15 protein-coding genes and 1 tRNA gene are annotated in these 21,549 nt (G+C 72.6%); 11 read left to right on the top strand and 5 right to left on the bottom strand.

Annotated elements, in window-relative coordinates; all coding sequences use genetic code 11:
* Nucleotides 1-68: 68 nt before the first annotated feature.
* The 3 genes from QRN49_RS16915 to QRN49_RS16925 are packed head-to-tail and all read right to left on the bottom strand — an operon-like array spanning nt 69 to nt 6,426.
* Nucleotides 69-1,388, bottom strand: a complete 1,320-nt coding sequence (locus tag QRN49_RS16915) for a M1 family metallopeptidase (protein WP_284756830.1) — start codon at nt 1,386-1,388, stop codon at nt 69-71.
* A 14-nt stretch (nt 1,389-1,402) separates the two neighbouring features.
* The gene (locus QRN49_RS16920; protein WP_284756831.1) at nt 1,403-5,299 is read right to left on the bottom strand and encodes a Pls/PosA family non-ribosomal peptide synthetase; all 3,897 of its coding nucleotides are present in this window, start codon (nt 5,297-5,299) and stop codon (nt 1,403-1,405) included.
* Between the two features lie 44 nt (nt 5,300-5,343).
* Nucleotides 5,344-6,426 (bottom strand): Gfo/Idh/MocA family protein, encoded by a 1,083-nt coding sequence (locus tag QRN49_RS16925; RefSeq protein ID WP_284756833.1) that lies wholly within the window; start codon nt 6,424-6,426, stop codon nt 5,344-5,346.
* A 180-nt stretch (nt 6,427-6,606) separates the two neighbouring features.
* Here QRN49_RS16925 and QRN49_RS16930 point away from each other — a divergent pair, with 180 nt between their 5' ends.
* Together QRN49_RS16930 and QRN49_RS16935 are read left to right on the top strand one after the other, a co-directional pair.
* Nucleotides 6,607-7,431: an alpha/beta hydrolase gene (locus QRN49_RS16930; RefSeq protein WP_284756835.1), complete on the top strand. Its 825-nt coding sequence runs from the start codon at nt 6,607-6,609 to the stop codon at nt 7,429-7,431.
* 26 nt (nt 7,432-7,457) lie between these two features.
* Nucleotides 7,458-7,838, top strand: a complete 381-nt coding sequence (locus QRN49_RS16935; protein WP_284756837.1) for a VOC family protein — start codon at nt 7,458-7,460, stop codon at nt 7,836-7,838.
* A gap of 41 nt (nt 7,839-7,879) precedes the next feature.
* Here the strand turns inward: QRN49_RS16935 and QRN49_RS16940 are convergent.
* A tRNA-Arg gene (locus QRN49_RS16940) sits at nt 7,880-7,951 on the bottom strand.
* A gap of 764 nt (nt 7,952-8,715) precedes the next feature.
* Nucleotides 8,716-9,291 (bottom strand): hypothetical protein, encoded by a 576-nt coding sequence (locus QRN49_RS16945; protein ID WP_111223951.1) that lies wholly within the window; start codon nt 9,289-9,291, stop codon nt 8,716-8,718.
* A gap of 59 nt (nt 9,292-9,350) precedes the next feature.
* Here QRN49_RS16945 and argS point away from each other — a divergent pair, with 59 nt between their 5' ends.
* The 9 genes from argS (at nt 9,351) to prmC (ending at nt 21,450) form a co-directional block, all read left to right on the top strand.
* A complete protein-coding gene (gene argS, locus QRN49_RS16950; RefSeq protein ID WP_284756839.1) occupies nt 9,351-11,021 on the top strand; it encodes an arginine--tRNA ligase in 1,671 nt (556 codons plus the stop codon).
* Between the two features lie 154 nt (nt 11,022-11,175).
* Nucleotides 11,176-11,931: an LmeA family phospholipid-binding protein gene (locus tag QRN49_RS16955; protein WP_209081260.1), complete on the top strand. Its 756-nt coding sequence runs from the start codon at nt 11,176-11,178 to the stop codon at nt 11,929-11,931.
* Between the two features lie 58 nt (nt 11,932-11,989).
* Nucleotides 11,990-13,411, top strand: a complete 1,422-nt coding sequence (gene lysA / locus QRN49_RS16960; protein ID WP_284756842.1) for a diaminopimelate decarboxylase — start codon at nt 11,990-11,992, stop codon at nt 13,409-13,411.
* Nucleotides 13,412-13,476: 65 nt separating this feature from the next.
* Entirely contained in the window at nt 13,477-14,784 is a 1,308-nt protein-coding gene (locus QRN49_RS16965) for a homoserine dehydrogenase (RefSeq protein WP_027465790.1), read from the top strand.
* Nucleotides 14,785-14,871: 87 nt separating this feature from the next.
* Nucleotides 14,872-15,951 (top strand): threonine synthase, encoded by a 1,080-nt coding sequence (gene thrC / locus QRN49_RS16970; RefSeq protein WP_071404606.1) that lies wholly within the window; start codon nt 14,872-14,874, stop codon nt 15,949-15,951.
* 32 nt (nt 15,952-15,983) lie between these two features.
* Nucleotides 15,984-16,967, top strand: a complete 984-nt coding sequence (gene thrB, locus QRN49_RS16975; protein ID WP_175330774.1) for a homoserine kinase — start codon at nt 15,984-15,986, stop codon at nt 16,965-16,967.
* A 180-nt stretch (nt 16,968-17,147) separates the two neighbouring features.
* The gene (gene rho, locus QRN49_RS16980) at nt 17,148-19,463 is read left to right on the top strand and encodes a transcription termination factor Rho (protein WP_262133097.1); all 2,316 of its coding nucleotides are present in this window, start codon (nt 17,148-17,150) and stop codon (nt 19,461-19,463) included.
* Between the two features lie 3 nt (nt 19,464-19,466).
* Nucleotides 19,467-20,549 carry a peptide chain release factor 1 gene (prfA, locus tag QRN49_RS16985; RefSeq protein WP_017885756.1) on the top strand — a complete coding sequence of 361 codons (1,083 nt, stop codon included), beginning with the start codon at nt 19,467-19,469 and terminating at the stop codon, nt 20,547-20,549.
* Nucleotides 20,550-20,574: 25 nt separating this feature from the next.
* A complete protein-coding gene (gene prmC, locus QRN49_RS16990; protein ID WP_502869015.1) occupies nt 20,575-21,450 on the top strand; it encodes a peptide chain release factor N(5)-glutamine methyltransferase in 876 nt (291 codons plus the stop codon).
* Nucleotides 21,451-21,549 lie beyond the last annotated feature (99 nt).

Raw genomic sequence — 21,549 nt, forward strand, 5'->3', positions numbered from 1 at the left:
ACGCGGCGGGGGAGCCTGCTGACCGACGCGGCGGGGGAGCCTGCTGACCGACGCGCTGGCGGAGCCTGCTAGCCAGCGGGCAGTGCCGGCACGGACGCCTCGTCGACCCAGGGCCCGGTCACCGCACCGACGTCCGCGACGGGACGGCCGGCGGTGTCCGCGAACGCACGGAGCACGTCGGGCACGGTCACGGATCCGTGCCGGTGCCGCTCGGTGATGCTCCGCAGCCCGGTGAAGAAGGCGTCGTCGCCGAACGTGCGGCGGACGGCGTGCAGGGCGAGGGCGCCGCGCTTGTAGACGCGGTCGTCGAACATGTCCTTCGCGCCCGGGTCACCGATCACCAGGTCCTCCGGCTGCTCGAGCAGTCCCTGCCGGTACCGCTCGGCCAGTTGGTCGGCGGTGTCGTCGCCGCGGTCCTCGGACCAGAGCCACTCGGCGTAGCAGGCGAACCCCTCGTGCAGCCAGATGTCCTGCCACCGGGTGACCGTGACGGAGTTGCCGAACCACTGGTGGGCGAGCTCGTGGGCGATGAGGCGGTCGGTGCCGTGCTCGCCGTCGACGTGGTTCCGGCCGAACACCGCCAGGCCGTGGGCCTCGAGCGGGATCTCCAGGTCGTCGTCGGTCACCACGACGCCGTACGCCGCGAACGGGTACGGGCCGAACCGGTCACCGAACAGCGCGAGCATCTCCGGCACCTGGCCGAAGTCGGTCTTCGCGGCGGCGGCGAGGTCGGCGGGGTGGTGCAGCGTGACGGGGACCCCGCTCGTGCGCAGCTTCGTGGTGCGGTACCGGCCGATCTGCACGGTCGCCAGGTAGGTCGCCATCGGCTCGGTGGTGGCGTAGGTCCAGCGGGTGCCGACGCGGTCGCGCTCCTTGGCGAGCAGCTCCCCGTTCGTCAGGACGTCGTACGCCGCCTCGGCCGCGATCTCGATCCGGTACGTGGCCTTGTCGTCGGGGCGGTCGTTGCACGGGAACCACGACGGCGCTCCAGTGGGCTGGGCGGCGACGATGACGCCGTCGGACAGTTCTTCCCAGCCGAGCTGCCCCCACGCGCTCCGGACGGGGTGCGGGGTGCCGCGGTACCGCAGGTGCACGCTGAACACGGTGTCGGCGGCGATGGGGTCGGCCGGGGTGACCGTCACCTTGTGCGTCGCGGTCGAGACCTTCTTGGCCCGGCGTCCGTCGACGTCGACCCGGTCGACCGTGAGCCCGTGCAGGTCGATCACGACCTTGTCGAGCGGCTCGAGGGCGCGCGCGGTGATCGTGGCGGTGCCGTCCAGGCGGTTCGTGGCGACGCGGTAGTCGAGACGGAGCTCGTAGTGCTCGGCGCTCCACCGTCGGTCGCCGCTGTGCGGGGTGTACGGGTCTGCGGCGGGATCGGAGGGCACGGGGACAGTCAACCTCATGGCGCCGGTGGGGCGGTCACCGAGGGTGCTGCCGATGTCCACGGAGCGATCGGGTTGCCGGACCAGCGGGAGCCCGTCGGCACCTGCTCGCCCCGCATCACGAGCGAGGACGGCCCGACGGTCGCACCGGCACCGATGCCGGCCGCCGGCAGGACCACGCTGTGCGGCCCGAGCGTTGCACCCGCGTCGATCCGGACGGTGTCGAGCTGCATCACGCGGTCGTGGAACAGGTGCGTCTGCACGACCGTCCCGCGTGCCACCGAGGCGCCGGAGCCGATGGTGACCAGGTCGGCCTCGGGCAGCCAGTACGTCTCGAGCCAGGTGCCGCGGCCGATCGTCGCACCGAGGCTCCGCAGCCAGACGGCCAGCGCGGGGGTGCCGGTGGCTTGCTCGGCGAACCAGGGGCGCGCGACGGTCTCGACGAAGGTGTCCTGCACTTCGTTGCGCCACACGAACGACGACCACAGCGGGTGTTCCCGGGCGGTGATCCGACCGACGAACGCCCACTTCGCGATCGTCGACACCACGGCGGCGACGGCACCGGCGGCGATGAGCACCGGTCCGGCGAGCAGCACCGTCCACCCGATCCCGACGGCCGACCAGAGCGCCAGCAGGGCTCCGGCCACGCCGAGCGCGATGGCGGCGGAGACCATCGGGGCGACCAGGCGCAGCAGCTCCCAGCAGCCGCGGGCGACCTTGAGCCGCCTGGACGGGCGGAACGTGCGCGCCTCGTCGAACTCCGTCGCCGCTCGTCGTAGCCGCACCGGGGGCGATCCGAGCCACGACGACCCGCGCTTGGCCTTCTTCGGCACCGCGGACAGCACCGCCACCAGGGCCTCGCGCGGCACCGAGCGTCCGGCCCCCGTCATGCCGCTGTTGCCGAGGAACGCCCGACGGCCGACCTTCGAGCGACCGATCCGCACCCGACCGCCGCCGAGCTCGTACGTCGCCACCATCGTGTCGTCGGCCAGGAACGCCCCCGACGCGATCTGCGTCAACGCCGGGATGAGCAGCACCGTCGAGATCTCGGTGTCCCGCCCGACGCGGGCGCCGAGCAGTCGCAGCCACACCGGCGTCACGAGCGAGGCGTACAGCGGGAACAGCAGGGTGCGCGCCGCGTCGAGCACCCGCTCGGTCGACCACACCTGCCAGCCGATCCGGGAGCGCACCGGGTGCCGTCCCTCGTGCAGGCCGATGCCGAGCAGCCGCACCGCGACCACCACCAGCAGCGCGTACACGGCACCGGCGACGACCGTCGCCAGGGGGACCGTCAGCAGCGCACGGAGCACCGCGTCGTCCAGGGTCGACGCCCGCCCGACCAGGGCGAGGGCGACCAGCAGTCCGACCGCGACACCGACCACCGGCAACCCGGCCACGGCCAGGGACCCGGCCCCGTACGCGAGCAGCCAGCGTCGTCGGGTCGCGGGGCGGGCCTCCCGGTCGTCACGAGCCGACCCGGTGCGCTCCGCAGGTGCCCCTGCCCAGCGTTCGCCGGCCGGCACGGGGCCGCCGACGGCGGAACCCGCGGTGATCTCGGCACCCGCGCCGACGTGCGCCCCGGGCAGCAGCGTCGTCCGGCTGCGCACCACGGCGTCCTCGTCGATGCGGACGTGCCCCAGGTGGAACACGTCGCCGTCGAGCCAGTGCCCGGCCAGGTCGACCTCGGGCTCGATCGAGGCACGCTTGCCGATCGTGAGCATCCCGGTCACCGGCGGCAGCGTGTGCAGGTCGACGTCCCTGCCGATCCGCGCGCCGAGGGCCCGGGCGTAGTAGCTGATCCACGGGGCGCCGGCCGTCGAGGGGCCGTCGACCGCCTCGGCGATGCGCTCGGCCAGCCAGACCCGCAGGTGCACCGAGCCGCCACGGGGGTACGACCCCGGCCGGACCCCGGCGAGCAGCAGCCGCGCGAGCACCACCGTCAGCGCCATCTTGCCGATCGGCGTCACGAACACCAGGAGCGCCAGCACCAGCACCGGCCAGGGCAGCACCGGCAGGAACGGCAGCGTCGTCGCGTGCAGCACCGCGGCCACCAGGGCCGTCCACGTCAGCACCCGCAACCCCCGGAGCACCTGCACCGGCAGCCCGAGCAGGGTCATCAGCAGCCCCGTCGCCGGAGGCACCGGCGTGACGTCGCGCGACGACGCCTCGACCGGGCCGGACTCGTCCAGCGCCGCCGCCAACGCCCCGATCCGCGGGTGGTCGTAGACGTCCGCCACCGTCGTCGTCGGGAACCGCTCCCGGATGGCCGACACCAGCTGCGCCGCCGTCAGCGACCCACCGCCGTGCGCGAAGAAGTCGTCGTCGACGCTCGCCACCGGCACCCCCAGGATCGCCGCCCACCGCTCGGCGATCCACGCCACCGTGTCCGGCAGCATCGCTGCGTCCGAGGCACCGGGCAACGGCCACGGCAGCGCCGCACGGTCGACCTTGCCCGACGTCCGCGTCGGCAGCGACTCCACCACGGCCACCAACGGCACCAGCGCCGCCGGCAGCTCCTGCCGCAACCGGGCGTTCGCCGCAGCCACGTCCACCGTCGCCCCGGCCGCCGGAGCCACGTACCCGACCAGCACCTGGTTGCCCGCCGGGGTCCGCTGCACCACCGCGGCCCCACCCGCCACGTCGTCCAGGGCCTGCAGCGCCGCATCGATCTCCCCGAGTTCGATCCGCCGGCCGCCGAGCTTCACCTGGTCGTCCGCACGCCCCTGGAACACCAGCCCCTCGGGCTCGTACCGCACCAGGTCCCCGCTCCGGTACGCCCGCTCCCACCCGAGCTCCGGGAACGGCGCGTACTTCTCCGCGTCCTTCGCCGGGTCCAGGTACCGCCCCAGCCCGACGCCACCGATCACGAGCTCCCCGACGCCGCCCGGCTCCACCCGCTGCCCGGCACCGTCCACCACGGCCAGGTCCCACCCGTCCAGCGGCAACCCGATCCGGATCGGCTGGCTCCCGTCCAGCAAGGACCCGCACGCCACCACCGTCGCCTCGGTCGGCCCGTACGTGTTCCACACCTCACGGTCACGACTCGCGATGCGCGCCGCCAGCTCCGGCGGGCACGCCTCTCCACCGAAGATCACCAGCCGCACCTGCTCGAGCGCATCGTCCGGCCACAACGCCGCGAGCGTCGGCACCGTCGACACCACCGTGATCGTGTGCGCGATGAGCCACGGCCCGAGGTCCACCCCCGTCCGCACCAACGACCGGGGTGCCGGCACCAACGCGGCGCCGTGCCCCCACGCCAACCACATCTCCTCGCACGACGCGTCGAACGCCACGCTCAGCCCCGCCAGCACCCGGTCACCCGGACCGATCGGCGCCGCCTGCAGGAACATCCGCGCCTCGGCGTCCACGAACGCCGCTGCACTGCGGTGGGTGACCGCCACACCCTTCGGCACCCCGGTCGACCCGGACGTGAAGATGATCCACGCGTCGTCGGTCTCACGGGGGAGTTCGGCGCTCGCCGCAGGGTCCGTCACCGGCAGCTCCGTGCCGTCGCGGTCGCGCAGGACACCGCCCGCGCCGATCACCCCGACGACACCGGCCTCGCCGAACACCAGGGTGGCGCGCTCCTCGGGGTCGTCCGCGTCGACCGGCACGTAGGCCGCTCCGGCGGCGAGCACGGCGAGGATCGACAGGTACAGGTCACGCCCACCGGAGGGGATGCGTACCCCGACCCGGTCGCCCCGTCGGACACCCCGGCGTGCCAGGTCGTCGGCCTGCGCGCGCACGAGGTCGAGCAGGGCGGTGTAGTCGACGCTGCCGGCGGGGTCCTCGAGCGCGGTCGCGTCCGGGTGGGTCGCCGCGGTCGCCGCCAGGACGTCGAACAGGGTCCGTGGGGCGGGTGCGTCGCCGCCGCGGGCGAGTTCGAGCTGCGCGTTCCCGGTGCCGATGGTCATCGAGGCCTCTTCCCGGTCGCGTGCGGGACGACCGGCCCGTGATCCTAGAGGGTCGAGGTGTCCTGCTCGGGAACAGACGGTGCCGCACCGGTCGGTCCGAGTGCCGCACCGGACTGTCCGAGCGCCGCACGGGCCGCGTCGAGCGCCGTCGCGATCCCCACCGAGTCGTCCAGTGAGTGCACCGGGGACTCCGTGCGACCCTCCGCCACGTACTGCGCGAGTGCCGCCGCCTGCCACACGAGTCCCTGACGCCCCCGCAGCCCCGTCGGCTCCGCCCAGTGGTCCTCCCCACCCCGGTGGTGCACCGCGAACGACGCCGGGAACACGAAGTGGTCGGTGTACCGGACCGTGGCCCGGCTCCCGGCGATCACCGCCAGCCCCGGCGTCCACGCCGTCATCGACGTGGTCACCACCGACTGCGCGCCACCCTCCGCCGTCGACACCGTGACGGACTGGAGGTCCACCCCGCGATCCGAGACCGCCCCCGTCGTGCTGCTGGTCACCGGGGCGCCGGTGGCGAACCGTGCGAACCAGTGCCCGTACACACCGGCGTCGAGGAGGGCACCCCCACCTGCTGCGGGATCGAACATCCGGTCCGCCGGGTCCGGGTCGTGCGGCCACCCGACGTCGACCGTCGCGAGCCGGACGTCGCCGAGGACTCCGTCCGCGAGCAGACGGGCGACGACGGTCGTGCCCGGCAGGTACCGGGTCCACATCGCCTCCATCGCGAGGACGCCCGCGGCCCGTGCGGCGTCAGCGAGGGTGCGCGTGTCCGCCGCCGAGGTCGTCATCGGCTTCTCGACGAGCACGTGCTTGCCGGCGGCGATCGCGAGCATCGCGTGCCCGAGGTGCTGCGGGTGCGGCGAGGCGACGTAGACCACGTCGACGGACGGGTCCGCCACGAGGGCCTCGTACGACCCGTGCACACCGGGCACGCCGTGGCGGGCGGCGAAGGCCGCGGCACGCTCGGGGGAGCGGGACCCCACGGCGACGACGCGCTGGTCGGAGTTCGCGTGCAGCGTCGCGGTGAAGTCGTTCGCGATCTCCCCGGGGCCGATCACACCCCACCGGAGCACGGGTCCGCCCCGCAGCGCGTGGACTCCGGGCACCGGGAACGTCATCGTCATGCCGGAACGCTACCGGGCCGACCCCGACCTCGACCCGGACCCGGTTGTACGGCTCGTCGCCCCGGAACCGACCCGCATCGAGTCATCCGACCCAATCGCCCCGTGACACCCTCGATGAGAATCGGAGTCCACGAACCGCCGCCGGTCGCGGCGTCGGGAACCCGAGGAAGGTCGTCACCGATGCCCACCCAGCCACCTCCCCACATCGACCGCGACGTGCGGTACTCGGACCAGCACGACGCCCTGGTCCTCGACGTCCACCGTCCGGCCCCCGGATCGCCCCCGAGCACCGGCGCCGTCGTGCTCGTGCACGGTGGCGGCTGGTTCCGCGGGGACAAGTCCAAGGAAGCCAGCCTGTCCGCCCGACTCGTCGAGGCCGGGTACACGGTCTTCGTCCCGAACTACCGCCTGGCACCGACGGACGTGTTCCCCGCGAGCAGGGACGACGTGCTCACCGCCCACGAGTGGGCGCTGCAGTCCGACATCCCCTTCGACCGGAGCAAGGTCGCCTTCTTCGGCGGGTCCGCCGGGGGGAACCTCGCCGTCGAGGGCGGCATCGCGACCGGCCGTCCCTCCGTGAGCTGGTCCGGGATCTTCGGCCTCGCCGAGATCATCCGCGCGACCGACGGCACGGTCTCCGCGGCGCCGACGACGCAGGACCTCGACGCGATGCGCAGCGCCGACATCGACCAGACCGGGCGGGACGACCCGTTCCTCCGCTGGGTGATCCTGCAGGAGGTCGGCGGCGACCGGTCGGCGCTCGCCGCGGCGTCCACGATCGAGCACGTGACGGCGTCGACGGGCCCCGTCTACCTCGCCAACTCGCTGGAGGAGTGGGTCCCGCGGTCGGACCCGATCGCCCTGCAGTCGGCGCTCGCCGCGGTCGGCGTCCCGAACACGCTGCAGTTGATCCCCGGTCTCCGGCACGCCGAGGGCTACACCGACCATGCGCTGCCCGGATCGCTCGCGTTCCTCGCGCAGACGCTCGGGGTCGAGCACCGCTGAGCGGCGCGCGACGAAGGAGGACCCCCGTGCACGACGACTCCACAGCACCGCTCCCGATCGGCCCGGTCGGCAACGTCTTCCTGTTCGTCGACGACCTCGACGCCGCGGTCGCCTGGTACGCGGCCAGGCTCCGCCGCGAACCGGTCGTGCGTGGTGGCGCACTCGTCGCGTTCGACATCGACGGCGTCCGACTCACGCTGCACCGCACCGACGAACTCAACACGCCGGGGCCGTCCGGCACGGTGCCGTACTGGACGGTGGCCGACGTGGACGCCGTCGTCGAGGACTGGGTCGCCAACGGTGCCGTCGCGCACCGGGGGCCGAAGACGGTGTTCACGGGAGAGCGGCTCTGCCAGCTGCTCGATCCCTTCGGGAACCTCTTCGGCATCCGCGCCGAGAAGCGCTGACCGACGAACCCGGAGGAGTCTCAACGGGGGAAATGTGACTGTGCCCCCAGGAGGATTCGAACCTCCGCCCCTGCCTCCGGAGGGCAGTGCTCTATCCCCTGAGCTATGGGGGCCAAGGGGTGTCAACAACCGTAGCAGGTCCGGCGGGTGGTCCTGGACAGCGCGTGTCGCGCCGTGGACGTGCCGTCGGCACGGCCGGGAGGCGCGGTGCGGGCCCGCCACGGCCCTCCCGTCCGCACGGTGCGTCCGTCGCGATCCCGTGCGAGGTTCCGTGTCCCGTGCGGCGCTGCAAGCGCGCACCACGCGCGCAATCTCGTACCGGACGGCGGACCCGGCACGGTGCGAGCGTCGCGATCCGGTGCGAGGTTTCGTGTTCCGTGCGGCGCTGCAAGCGCGCACCACGCGCGCAATCTCGTCCCGGACGGCGGACCCGGCACCGTGCGTGTCCGCCGCCGGCCGGGAGGCACGGTGCGGGCCCGCCACGGGCCTCCCGTCCGCACGGTGCGTCCGTCGCGATCCCGTGCGAGGTTCCGTGTTCCGTGCCGCGTTGCAGGCGCGCACCACGCACGGAAGCTCGCACCAGATGGCGGACCCGGCACCGTGCGAGCGTCGCGATCCGGTGCGAGGTTCCGCGTTCTGTGCAGCGCTGCAAGCGCGCACCACGCACGCAACCTCGCACCGGACGGCGGACACGGCACGGTGCGCGGCCGCCGCCGGCCGGGAGGCGCGGTGCGGGCCCGCCACGGGCCTCCCGTCCGCACGGTGCGTCCGTCGCGATCCCGTGCGACGTCCCGTGTTCCGTGCGGCGCTGCAAGCGCGCACCACGTGCGCAACCTCGCACCAGGCGGCGGACCGGCACCGTGCCGGCACCGTCGCGTCAGCCCGCGGGCGTCGCCGTCGCCGACGCGGATGGCTGCAGCGCGGCCCGCACCGCATCGACGACGGGCTGCGCCCCACCCGGCTCGGTGAACAGCGTCGACTGCGCGGTGATCCAGTACGGGTCGGCGAAGGCGTCCGCGCGGCCGACGTCGCCGCTCAGGGCGAAGTAGCCCTCCACGCGGTAGGTGGGGACGGACCCGCCCCGCTCGTACAGGGCGTCCTTCAGGTTCGTGAGCGACTTCTCAGGCAGGTCGGCGACCGCGAGCGTGATCGCCGTGGCGTCCGCGTCGGTGCTGACGAACCGGCACACGCGACCCTGCTGCTTCGCGATGGTCGCGGCGGGGGAGCCCTTCGCCGGGGTGAAGGAGTCGTCGAGCTCGAAGGTCTGCCCGTACACCGACAGTGCGCTCGTCGGAAGGAGCTCCGCGCAGGTCTGCGACACCGGCTTGCCCGCCGGGGTCGCGCTGGCCGACGGAGTGCTGTCCCCGCCGCCCGAGCACCCGGCGAGCACGACGGCTGCTGCGGTGGTGAGGGTGGCGACGGTGAGCGCCCGGGCACGGCTGCGGGGGGTCATCCCGACATGATGCTGCATCGACCGGTGCGGACCTGGGCGTCCCGGTAGGATCGGTCCTCGTGACTCCTGCCGAACTCTCCGCCGCGTACCTGTCGATCCTGACCGGGATCGTCGAGCGCCGAGGCGCGTCCGAGACCGTGACGATCGAGGAGTCCCACGTGGTGCTCGAGCGTCCGAAGAACCGCGCCCACGGCGACTGGGCCTCGAACGCCGCCATGCAGCTCGCGAAGCGGCTCGGCACGAACCCGCGCGAGCTCGCGACCGAGATCGCCGGTGAGCTGACCGAGCTCGACGGTGTGGACTCCGTCGACGTCGCCGGCCCCGGCTTCATCAACATCACGCTCGAGGCGGCCGCCGCTGGCGAGATCGCGCGCACCATCGTGGACGGCGGCGAGTCCTTCGGCACCGGCGACCTGTACGACGGCGTCCGGATCAACCTGGAGTTCGTCTCCGCCAACCCCACCGGCCCGATCCACATGGGCGGCGTCCGCTGGGCCGCGGTCGGCGACAGCCTGGCCCGCGTGTTCCAGGCGCAGGGCGGACTCGTCACCCGTGAGTACTACTTCAACGACCACGGCGCGCAGATCGACCGCTTCGCCCGCTCCCTCGTCGCCAGCGCACTCGGTGAGCCCACGCCCGAGGACGGCTACGGCGGCGCCTACATCGCCGAGATCGCGGCACGGGTCATCGCGACCCTCGAGCCGGGCATCGACGTCCGCGACCTGCCGCGCGACGAGGCGCAGGAGCTCTTCCGCCGCGAGGGCGTCGACTTCATGTTCGCCGACATCAAGTCGTCACTGCACGACTTCGGCGTCGACTTCGACGTCTACTTCCACGAGAACGCCCTGCACGAGTCGAAGGCCGTCGAGCGTGCGATCGCCCGACTGCGGTCGGCCGGCGTGATGTACGAGGCCGAGGGTGCCGAGTGGCTCCGCACGACCGACTTCGGCGACGACCGCGACCGCGTCGTCATCAAGTCGGACGGCGAGCCCGCGTACATCGCCGGCGACCTGGCGTACTACCTCGACAAGCGCGAGCGCGGGTTCGAGCGGAACCTGATCATGCTCGGCGCCGACCACCACGGCTACGTCGGCCGGATGATGGCGATGTGCGCCGCGTTCGGGGACGAGCCGGGTAAGAACCTCGAGATCCTGATCGGGCAGATGGTCAACCTGCTCAAGGACGGCGAGCCGATGCGCATGTCGAAGCGCGCCGGGACGATCGTCACGATGGAGGACCTCGTCGACGCCGTGGGTGTCGACGCCGGTCGGTACGCCCTGGTCCGCTTCGCCAGCGACACCGCGATCGACATCGACCTCGACCTGCTCACGAAGCGCACGAACGACAACCCCGTCTTCTACGTGCAGTACGCCCACGCCCGCACGCAGTCGGTGGCCCGGAACGCCGCGGCGGCCGGGGTCGACCGGTCCGTGTTCGACGCCTCGCTGCTGACCCACGAGTCGGAGAGCGCGCTCCTCGGAGCCCTCGCCGAGTACCCGCGGGTGGTCCGGCACGCCGCCGAACTGCGCGAGCCGCACCGCATCGCGCGGTACATCGAGCAGCTGGCCGGCCTGTACCACCGCTGGTACGACTCCTGCCGTGTCACGCCCCTCGGTGACGAGCCCGTGAGCGACCTGCACCGCACGCGCCTGTGGCTGAACGACGCCACCGGCCAGGTCGTCCGCAACGGCCTCGGCCTGCTCGGCGTGTCGGCTCCGTCCCGCATGTAGCGGTCGCCCCGTCGCCCCGGAACCAGGTTCCGGACACAGCACCGCGGAGATCCGCGGTGCGGTGTCCGTTCCACGGTGTCACAGCAAGCCGCTGCGCCGGACGCGCACCGGGCCTCCAGGCAGGCTGCCGGGACGGGCTGGCAGGGTGGGACGCATGCCCGCAGCCACCGAACGCCCCACCACGCGCCGCCGCTGGCCCGTCGTCCTGCTCGTGGTCGTCGTCGTGCTCGCCGCCCTCGTCGTGATCGCCGAGTTCGTGCTGCGCGGCGTCGTCGACCGGATCATCGCCCAGCAGGTCGAGCAGTCGCTGCCCGACGGCACGACCGGCCAGGTCGACGCCCACGCCGAGGGCATCGTCATCCCGCAGCTCATCAGCGGCACGCTCGACCGCGTCGAGATCTCCTCGGCGAAGCTCACGGTCGACGGCATCCCCCTCGCCGCCGACGTCACCGCGCAGGACGTCCCGGTGGACGGCAAGGGTGACGTCCGCGACGTCGACGGCACGGTCACGCTGGCGTCGTCGAGCGTCAAGGACCTGGCGAAGTACAGCCCGCTGTTCGACCGGCTGAACCTGGTCGACGGTGGTGTGGAACTGACGGGGTCGTCATCGGTGCTCGGCTACGACATCACCTACGCGGCGAAGGGCGCCGTCGTCGCGCAGGACGACGGCCGCGGCATCTCGATCACCCCGGAGAGCGTCCGGATCACGAACTCCGACCTCGGCCTCAAGGTCGACTCGATCCCGGGCGTCACCGGCGTCCCGGTGCAGGTCTGCACCGCGCAGTTCCTGCCCGAGGCGCTGCGGGTGCGCTCGCTCGACGTGTCGAGGTCGGACGCGACGGTCCGGATCACCGCGGACGCGCTGCCGCTCAACGAGGACGGCCTGCGGACGGTCGGCAGCTGCGGCTGAGCGGACGGGTGCGTAACGCGGCCTGGAGGAACGGCTCGCGTCGGTAGGATCGGGTCCCGTGAGCGAGAACCCCCTTGCACCGCCGCGGCTGCGGTTCCCGACGGACGCCTCCGAACTGGTGGACCGCATCTGGCCCGCGTCCGCGACGCGGACCGACGACGGCACCCTGGCGATCGGCGGCATCAGCGCGACGGACCTGGTCGCGCAGTTCGGCACGCCCCTGTACGTCGTCGACGAGCGGGACGTCCAGTCCCGTGCCGTCCGCGTGCGGAACGCGTTCGCCGAGGCGTTCGAGCGCATCGGCAGCCACGCGCACGTCTACTACGCCGGCAAGGCCTTCCTGACGACGCAGGTCGTCGCGTGGATGTCCGAGGCCGACCTGCGCGTGGACGTCTGCACCGCCGGTGAGCTCGCGGTCGCCCTGGCCGGCGGCATCGACCCCGGCCGGCTCGGCTTCCACGGCAACGACAAGTCCGACGCCGAGATCGCCCGCGCGGTCGAGGTCGGCATCGGCACGGTCGTGCTCGACAGCCACGAAGAGGTGCAGCGCGTCGCCCGTGCCGCCGCCGACGCCGGGGTCGTGCAGCGTGTGCGCATCCGGATCAACACCGGTGTGCACGCGTCCACCCACGAGTACCTGGCGACCGCCCGCGAGGACCAGAAGTTCGGCATCCCGCTGTCCGAGGCCGTCGAGGCCGCGGCAGCCGTCCGCGCCGAGCCCTCGCTCGCCTTCGTCGGGCTGCACTCGCACATCGGTTCACAGATCTTCGACGACGCCGGCTTCCGCGAGGCCGCACGTCGCCTCATGGACGTGCACGCGACGCTCGTGGCCTCCGGGCCGGTGCCCGAGCTGAACCTCGGCGGCGGCTGGGGCATCGACTACACCGAGGCCGACTCGGCCTTCGCCCCCGAGGACGTCGCCGAGGCGCTGGCCACGATCATCGGCGAGGCCTGCGCCGAGCGCGGCATCCCGGTGCCGGACATCGCCGTCGAGCCGGGCCGCTACATCATCGGCCCGCCCGGGGTGACGCTCTACCGCGTCGGCACGATCAAGCCCGTCACGCTCGAGACCGAGGACGGCGGCAGCGCGACCCGCACGTACGTCTCGGTCGACGGCGGGATGAGCGACAACATCCGTCCCGCCCTGTACGGCGCCGACTACACGGCCCGGCTCGCCCGCACCTCGGACGCCCCGGCGGTGCTGAGCCGCGTCGTCGGCAAGCACTGCGAGAGCGGCGACGTCGTGGTCAACGACGAGTACCTGCCCGGCGACGTGCAGCGCGGTGACCTGCTCGCCGTCGCGGCCACCGGGGCCTACTGCTGGGCGCTGTCGAGCAACTACAACCACGTGGGCCGCCCGCCGGTCGTCGCCGTCGCGGACGGCACAGCCCGTATCCTCGTGCGGGGCGAGACGATCGACGACCTCCTCGCCCGTGACACCGGGGTCGCCGCCGTGCCCGCCGACGGCACCGGCCGCTGACCCCCGACCCGACCGGGTCCGCCCACCCCGCAGGGCGCACCCCCACCGACAGGAACCGCTACCAGATGATCGAATACCGCAACGTCCGTGTCGCGCTGCTCGGGGCCGGCTCGGTCGGTTCCCAGGTCGCGCGACTGCTCCTCGAGCACGGCGACGAGCTGGCCTCGCGCGCCGGTGCCGGGCTGGAGCTGGTCGGGATCGCCGTGCGCGACGTGGACGCGCAGCGCGACGTCGACCTGCCGGCGGAGCTCTTCACCACGGACGCGGCATCGCTCATCCTCGGCGCGGACATCGTCGTCGAGCTCATCGGCGGCATCGAGCCGGCGCGCACCCTCGTGCTCCAGGCCCTGCAGTCGGGCGCGGACGTCGTCACCGGCAACAAGGCGCTGCTCGCGACCCACGGCCCGGAGCTCTTCGCCGCGGCCGAGCAGGTCGGCGCGCAGCTCTACTACGAGGCCGCCGTGGCCGGGGCGATCCCGATCATCCGTCCGCTGCACGACTCGCTCGCGGGTGACCGCATCGTCCGGATCATGGGCATCGTCAACGGCACCACGAACTTCATCCTCGACCTGATGGACCGCAAGGGCTCCACCTTCGAGGACGCCCTGGCCACCGCCACGGAGCTCGGGTACGCCGAGGCCGACCCGACCGCCGACGTCGAGGGCTACGACGCCGCACAGAAGGCCGCGATCCTGGCCTCGCTGGCGTTCCACACCTCGGTGCCGCTCGCCGCCGTGCACCGCGAGGGCATCACCCACGTCACGATCGACCAGGTCCGCGCCGCCCGCAAGGCCGGCTACGTCGTGAAGATCCTGGCGACCGCCGAGCGGCTGACCGACGAGGACGGCCGCGAGGGCGTCAGCGCCCGCGTCTACCCGGCCCTCGTGCCCGAGTCGCACCCGCTCGCGAGCGTGCACGGTGCGAAGAACGCCGTGTTCGTCGAGGCCGAGGCCGCCGGCGACCTGATGTTCTACGGCGCGGGTGCCGGTGGTGTCGAGACGGCCTCGGCGGTCCTCGGCGACCTGGTCTCCGCGGCCCGTCGGCACGTCATCGGCGGCCCGGGTGTCGCCGAGTCGACGCAGTCCGAGCTGCCGGTGTTCCCGATCGGCACGGTCCGCACGAGCTACCAGATCACCCTGCACGTCACGGACGCCCCCGGCGTGCTGTCGACGGTCGCCGGCGTGCTTGCGAAGCACGGCGTCAGCGTCGAGACGGTCGAGCAGACCACCACCGGCGCAGCCGAGGGGACCGCGACGCTCGTCATCGGCACCCACCTGGCGCGTGAGGCCGACCTGGCGGACACCGTCGTCGCCCTCCGCGGCGAGGACGTCGTCCTGGACGTCACCAGCGTCCTGCGCGTCGTCGGTCGCTGACGCGACCACGGGCCTCCAGCCCGACCAGCCGGCCCACCGAGCCGCACCACCACCAGATCCACCCCACCGGACAGAGAGAGAAGCCTGATGGCCCACCAGTGGCAGGGAGTCCTGCGCGAGTACGCCGACCGACTCGACGTGACCGAGGCGACGCCCATCGTCACGCTCGGTGAGGGCGGCACGCCGCTCATCCCGGCTCGTCGGCTCTCCGAGCGCACCGGCGCCGAGGTCTACGTGAAGTTCGAGGGCATGAACCCGACGGGTTCGTTCAAGGACCGCGGCATGACGATGGCGATCTCGAAGGCCGTCGAGCACGGCGCGAAGGCCGTCATCTGCGCCTCGACCGGCAACACCAGCGCCTCGGCCGCCGCGTACGCGACGCACGCCGGCATCACCGCCGCGGTGCTCGTGCCCGAGGGCAAGATCGCCATGGGCAAGCTCAGCCAGGCTGTTGCCCACGACGCCCAGCTGCTGCAGGTGCAGGGCAACTTCGACGATTGCCTCGACATCGCCCGCGACCTGGCGGCGAACTACCCGGTGCACCTCGTCAACTCCGTCAACAACGACCGCATCGAGGGGCAGAAGACCGCCGCGTTCGAGGTCGTCGACGTCCTCGGTGACGCACCGGACTTCCACTTCCTGCCCGTCGGCAACGCTGGCAACTACACCGCGTACTCGCGCGGCTACCGCGAGGACGTCGCCGCCGGCCGCAGCACCAAGCTGCCCCGCATGTTCGGGTTCCAGGCCGCCGGTTCCGCCCCGATCGTGCACGGCGAGGTCGTCCGGCACCCCGACACCATCGCCTCGGCGATCCGCATCGGCAACCCGGCCTCGTGGCAGTTCGCGCTCGAGGCGCGGGAGGAGACCGACGGCTACTTCGGTGCCATCACCGACGAGGCCATCCTCGCGGCACACCGCATCCTGTCGGCCGAGGTCGGCGTCTTCGTCGAGCCCGCGTCCGCCATCGGTGTCGCCGGGCTGCTCGAGCGTGCCGACGCCGGTGTCGTGCCGAAGGGCGCGAAGGTCGTCATCACGGTCACGGGCCACGGCCTGAAGGACCCGCAGTGGGCCCTCCGCACGCCGGACGGCGGCGAGGTCACCCCGACGAGCGTGCCGGTCGACACGAAGTCGATCGCCGACGTGCTCGGTCTGGTCAGCGAGCAGTGATCTCCGACCGCTCGTCCGGACCGGGTGAGGGCATGACCGCCCGCAGTGCTGTACCGGCCGGACGGGCGGTCCGTGCGCTGCCGACCGGATCGGCGGTCCGCGTCCGGGTGCCGGCCACGTCGGCGAACCTCGGCCCGGGCTTCGACTCGCTCGGCCTCGCGCTCTCGCTCTACGACGAGGTCGTGGTGCGGGTCCGCTCCGAACCCGGCGCGACCGTCACGGTCGAGGGCGTCGGTGCCGGCGAGGTCGCCACCGACGACACGAACCTCGTCGTCCGTGCGGTCCGCCGGGGCCTGGAGCACGCCGGTGTCGACCAGCCCGGTCTCGAGCTGCACGCCACGAACGCGATCCCGCACGGCCGCGGCCTCGGTTCCTCCGCCGCGGCGATCGTCGCCGGGCTGATGGCGGCCCGGGGGCTCCTCGAGGGCATCGTCGACCTCGACGCCTCGACGCTCCTGACGCTGGCCACCGAGATGGAGGGCCACCCGGACAACGTCGCGCCGGCACTCTTCGGCGGGCTGACGATCGCGTGGATGACCGCCGAGGGCCCGGCCTACAAGCGGCTCCTGGTGCACCGCGGTGTCGCCCCGGTGGTGTTCGTGCCGACCTCGACGCTCTCGACCAAGCTCGCGCGCTCCCTGCAGCCCGAGCAGGTCCCGCACGCCGACGCCGCGTTCAACGTCTCCCGCTCGGCGCTGCTCGTGGCGGCGCTCATCCAGAGCCCCGAGCTGCTGCTCGCCGCGACCGAGGACCGTCTGCACCAGGCGTACCGCGCCAGCGCCATGCCCGAGACCGACGCACTGATCCGGTTGCTCCGACAGCACGGCCTCGCCGCGGTGGTCTCCGGCGCCGGGCCGAGCCTGCTCGTCCTCGGCAGCGACCCGGCACAGCGCCTGACCGCCGCCGAACTGGTGCAGCGACACGCCGAATCCGACTGGCGGCCGCTCATGCTGGCCGTCGATCTCGGTGGTGCTACAGTGGCAGCGCACTCGGCGCTCGAAGCCGAACCCGCGTAACCGTACGGATCGCTCGTCCTCAGGACAGCTCCTGCGACGTCGCAGGGTCCGGTGCGCGAGTGTGCATCTCTTTCTGATCACCGAATCCCGATCCGTCGTCTGAACGGCGGTCGATGCTCACCCTGCATCCGGGACGGTGGAAACTCTCCGCGTTCTGCGGTTCGAAAGGAAACACCGACCTTGACCGACAACAACTCCGCCCAGGTGGAGATCCCCAGCGACCTGCGTGCCCTCCGTCTCCCGGAACTCCAGCGCATCGCCTCCTCGCTCGGCATCACCGGGCTCTCCAAGCTCCGCAAGGGCGACCTGATCGCCTCCATCGAGGACAAGCGTCCCGTCGACGAGACGCCGGCCGCCCCGGCTGCCGCCGTCGTCGCCGAGACCCCTGCCGAGCCGGCCGCGACCGAGCAGCCGACCCTGCCGGAGCCCGCCGAGACCCCCGCACAGCCCGCTGCCGAGGCACCCGTCGCCGACCCCGAGGCACCCGCCGAGTCGGCAGCCCCGAGCCGTGCCCGTCGTTCGCGCCGCGCATCGTCCGGCGGCACCGTGAACGCCGCGCCGACCTCGGCCGCCGAGCACACCAACCACGGCCAGACCGGCACCGAGGACCTCCTCGCCGGGCTCGACCAGGTCCGCGCCGAGAAGGACGCCCAGGAAGCCGCGCAGTCCGGCTCCCAGCGCCGTGGCCGTGGCCAGCGGAACGCCGAGCAGCGCGGCACCGAGCAGCGCGCCGCCGACCAGGGCCAGCAGGCGTCGGCACCCGCCGAGGCCGAGCAGCCGAGCCAGGCGGCCCAGCAGGGCCAGCAGGCGCCGACGTCCGCCGTGCAGGCCGACCAGGACCAGAACGAGTCCGGCGACCAGAACGACCAGGGCGACCAGAACTCCGAGCAGGGCGAGGGTGGCTCGCGTCGCGGTCGTCGCAGCCGTGGTCGCGGTCGTGGCCGTGGCCAGAACGCCGAGAACGGCGACCAGCAGAACGGCGCCGACCAGCAGAACGGCGGCCAGAACGCCGGCCAGCAGAAGCAGAACGGTGCCGACCAGCAGAACGGCGGCCAGCAGAAGCAGAACGGCGGCGAGCAGCAGAACGGCCAGCAGAACGGCGGCCAGAAGCAGAACGACCAGCCGAAGCAGGCCGAGGCCAAGCAGGACGACAAGGCCGACCAGAAGCAGCAGCAGAACGCCGGTCAGCAGAAGCAGCAGACCAGCGGCCAGCAGAAGCAGCAGCAGCAACAGCACGCCGACGAGGCCGAGAGCGGCCGCAGCCGTCGCCAGCGCGACCGCAAGCGCGGCCGTGGCGGCCAGAACGACGACTTCGAGCCCGAGGTCACCGAGGACGACGTCCTGATCCCGATCGCGGGCATCCTCGACGTCCTCGACAACTACGCCTTCGTCCGCACCACCGGCTACCTGCCGGGCCCGAGCGACGTCTACGTCTCCCTCGGCCAGGTGAAGAAGTACCACCTGCGCAAGGGCGACGCCGTCGTCGGTTCGATCAAGCAGCCGCGTGACGGCGAGCAGCAGAGCCGCCAGAAGTACAACGCGCTCGTGGCCGTCGAGTCGATCAACGGCCAGTCCGCCGACGAGGCCGCGGCCCGCGTCGACTTCAACGACCTCACCCCGCTGTACCCGAACGAGCGCCTGCGCCTCGAGACGGAGCCGGGCAAGCTGTCGACCCGCATCATCGACCTCGTGTCGCCGATCGGCAAGGGCCAGCGCGGTCTCATCGTGTCCCCGCCGAAGGCCGGCAAGACCGTCGTGCTGCAGGCCATCGCGAACGCCGTCGCCAAGAACAACCCCGAGGCGCACCTGATGGTCGTCCTCGTCGACGAGCGGCCCGAAGAGGTCACCGACATGCAGCGCACGGTGAAGGGTGAGGTCATCGCCTCGACCTTCGACCGTCCCGCCGAGGACCACACCACCGTCGCCGAGCTCGCCATCGAGCGTGCGAAGCGCCTGGTGGAGCTGGGCCACGACGTCGTGCTGCTGCTCGACTCGATCACCCGCCTGGGTCGTGCGTACAACCTGTCGACCCCGCCGTCGGGCCGCGTGCTCTCCGGTGGCGTCGACTCGGCGGCGCTGTACCCGCCGAAGCGCTTCTTCGGTGCCGCGCGCAACATCGAGGACGGCGGCTCGCTGACCATCCTCGCGACCGCGCTCGTCGAGACCGGCTCCAAGATGGACGAGGTCATCTTCGAGGAGTTCAAGGGCACCGGCAACATGGAGCTCCGCCTGAACCGGCACCTCGCCGACAAGCGCATCTTCCCCGCCGTCGACGTGAACGCCTCGGGTACCCGTCGCGAGGAGCAGCTGCTCTCCGCCGACGAGGTCAAGATCACCTGGCGTCTGCGCCGGGCCCTCGCCGGGCTCGACCCGCAGCAGGCCCTCGAGATCGTGCTGCGGAACCTCAAGGAGACGCAGTCGAACGTCGAGTTCCTGGTGCAGGTGCAGAAGTCGGTCCCCTCGACCGGCGCCCACCACAACGGCCACCAGGAGTAACGCGTGTTCGAGTCGGTAGCGGGGCTGCTGGCGGAACACGAGGACCTGACACAGCAGCTGTCGGACCCCGCGCTCCACGCCGATGCGGCCCGGGCGAAGAAGGTGAACCGGCGGTACGCCGAGCTCAACCAGATCAAGTCCGCGTACGAGGCCTGGCAGGCGGCGGGGGACGACCTCGCCGCCGCCCAGGAACTCGCGCGTGAAGACGCGGCGTTCGCGGACGAGGTCCCCGGGCTCGAGGAGCAGCTGTCGGAGCGCCAGGAGCGTCTCCGCCGGCTGCTCATCCCGCGCGACCCCGACGACGGCCGTGACGTCATCATGGAGATCAAGGGCGGCGAGGGCGGCGAGGAATCGGCGCTGTTCGCGGCCGACCTCCTGCGCATGTACTCGCACTACGCCGAGACCAAGGGCTGGAAGGTCGAGCTCCTCGAGCGCACCGAGTCCGACCTGGGTGGCTACAAGGACGTCCAGGTCGCGATCAAGTCGAACACGACCGATCCGTCCCAGGGTGTCTGGGCGCACCTGAAGTACGAGGGCGGTGTGCACCGCGTCCAGCGTGTGCCGCAGACCGAGTCGCAGGGGCGCATCCACACCTCGACCACCGGTGTGCTGGTGTTCCCCGAGGTGGACGAGCCCGAAGAGGTCCAGATCAACCAGAACGACCTCAAGATCGACGTCTACCGGTCCTCCGGCCCCGGCGGGCAGTCCGTCAACACGACGGACTCCGCGGTCCGCATCACCCACCTGCCCACGGGCATCACGGTGGCGATGCAGAACGAGAAGTCGCAGCTGCAGAACCGCGAGGCCGGCATGCGCGTGCTCCGCGCACGCATCCTCGCGCGCCAGCAGGAGGAGCTCGACGCGATCGCCTCGGACGCGCGCAAGTCGCAGATCCGCGGGATGGACCGTTCGGAGCGCATCCGCACGTACAACTTCCCGGAGAACCGGATCGCGGATCACCGCACCGGCTACAAGGCGTACGACCTCGACCGTGTGATGAACGGTGCCCTCGAGCCCGTCATCCAGTCCGCCATCCAGGCGGACGAAGAGGCACGTCTGGCCGCCATCGGTGACCAGGACGCGTAACCGCACACCCAGCCTGGAGGCCCGGATCACCGCCGACACGCCCCTCACGTACGCCGCGGATCGCCTGCTCGAGCAGGCGACCGCGGCGCTCGTCGCCGTCGGCGTGCCGACGCCACGGGTCGACGCAGAGCTGCTGCTCGCATGGGCGACCGACACCTCGCGCGGCGCCGTCCAGGCCCGTGCGCTGATCGGTGGCGGCATCGCCCCGGAGCACGTCGAGCGCTTCCGGCACGCCGTCGCCCGCCGTGCCACCCGTGAGCCGCTGCAGCACATCACCGGGCAGGCGTACTTCCGTGCGCTCACCCTGGCCGTCGGACCGGGCGTGTTCGTGCCCCGTCCGGAGACCGAGGGCGTCGTGCAGTTCGGCATCGACGCGCTGCGGGCGACCGCGGTGCCCGAGCCGATCGCCGTGGACCTGGGCTCCGGCAGCGGTGCGATCGCGATCGCGATGGACACCGAGGTGCTGAACGCCGTGGTCTACGCCGTCGAGCGGTCCGCCGAGGCCCTGCCCTGGACCCGGCGCAACGTGGACGCCCACGGCGGGACGGTCCGGCTCGTCGAGGGCGACCTCGCCGACGCGCTGCCGGAACTCGACGGCACCGTGTCCGTCGTCGTGTCGAACCCGCCGTACGTGCCGGACGACGCGATCCCGATCGACCCCGAGGTCCGTGACCACGACCCGGCGATGGCCCTGTACGGCGGGCCGGACGGCCTCGACGCCGTCCGGGCTCTCGCCGAGACGGCCTGGCGGTTGCTGGTGCCCGGGGGAGTCCTGGTCATCGAGCACGCCGAGCCGCAGGGCGCCGGCGTCCGGCAGGTCCTGGCGCGCCGGGGGTTCCGTACCCCGGAGACGCACGTCGACCTGACGGGGCGCGACCGCACGACCACCGCGACGCGCTAGACGGGGGCGAGCCGGGCCTCCCGTCGCTCGGCCGCGCGTGCGTGTGCCGGGGGGGGGGGGGGAACCGGGGTTACCTGGTGGGATCGGGGGAACCGGGGA

Source organism: Curtobacterium sp. ME-Dv--P-122a, from assembly GCF_030209645.1.
Lineage (GTDB): Bacteria > Actinomycetota > Actinomycetes > Actinomycetales > Microbacteriaceae > Curtobacterium > Curtobacterium flaccumfaciens.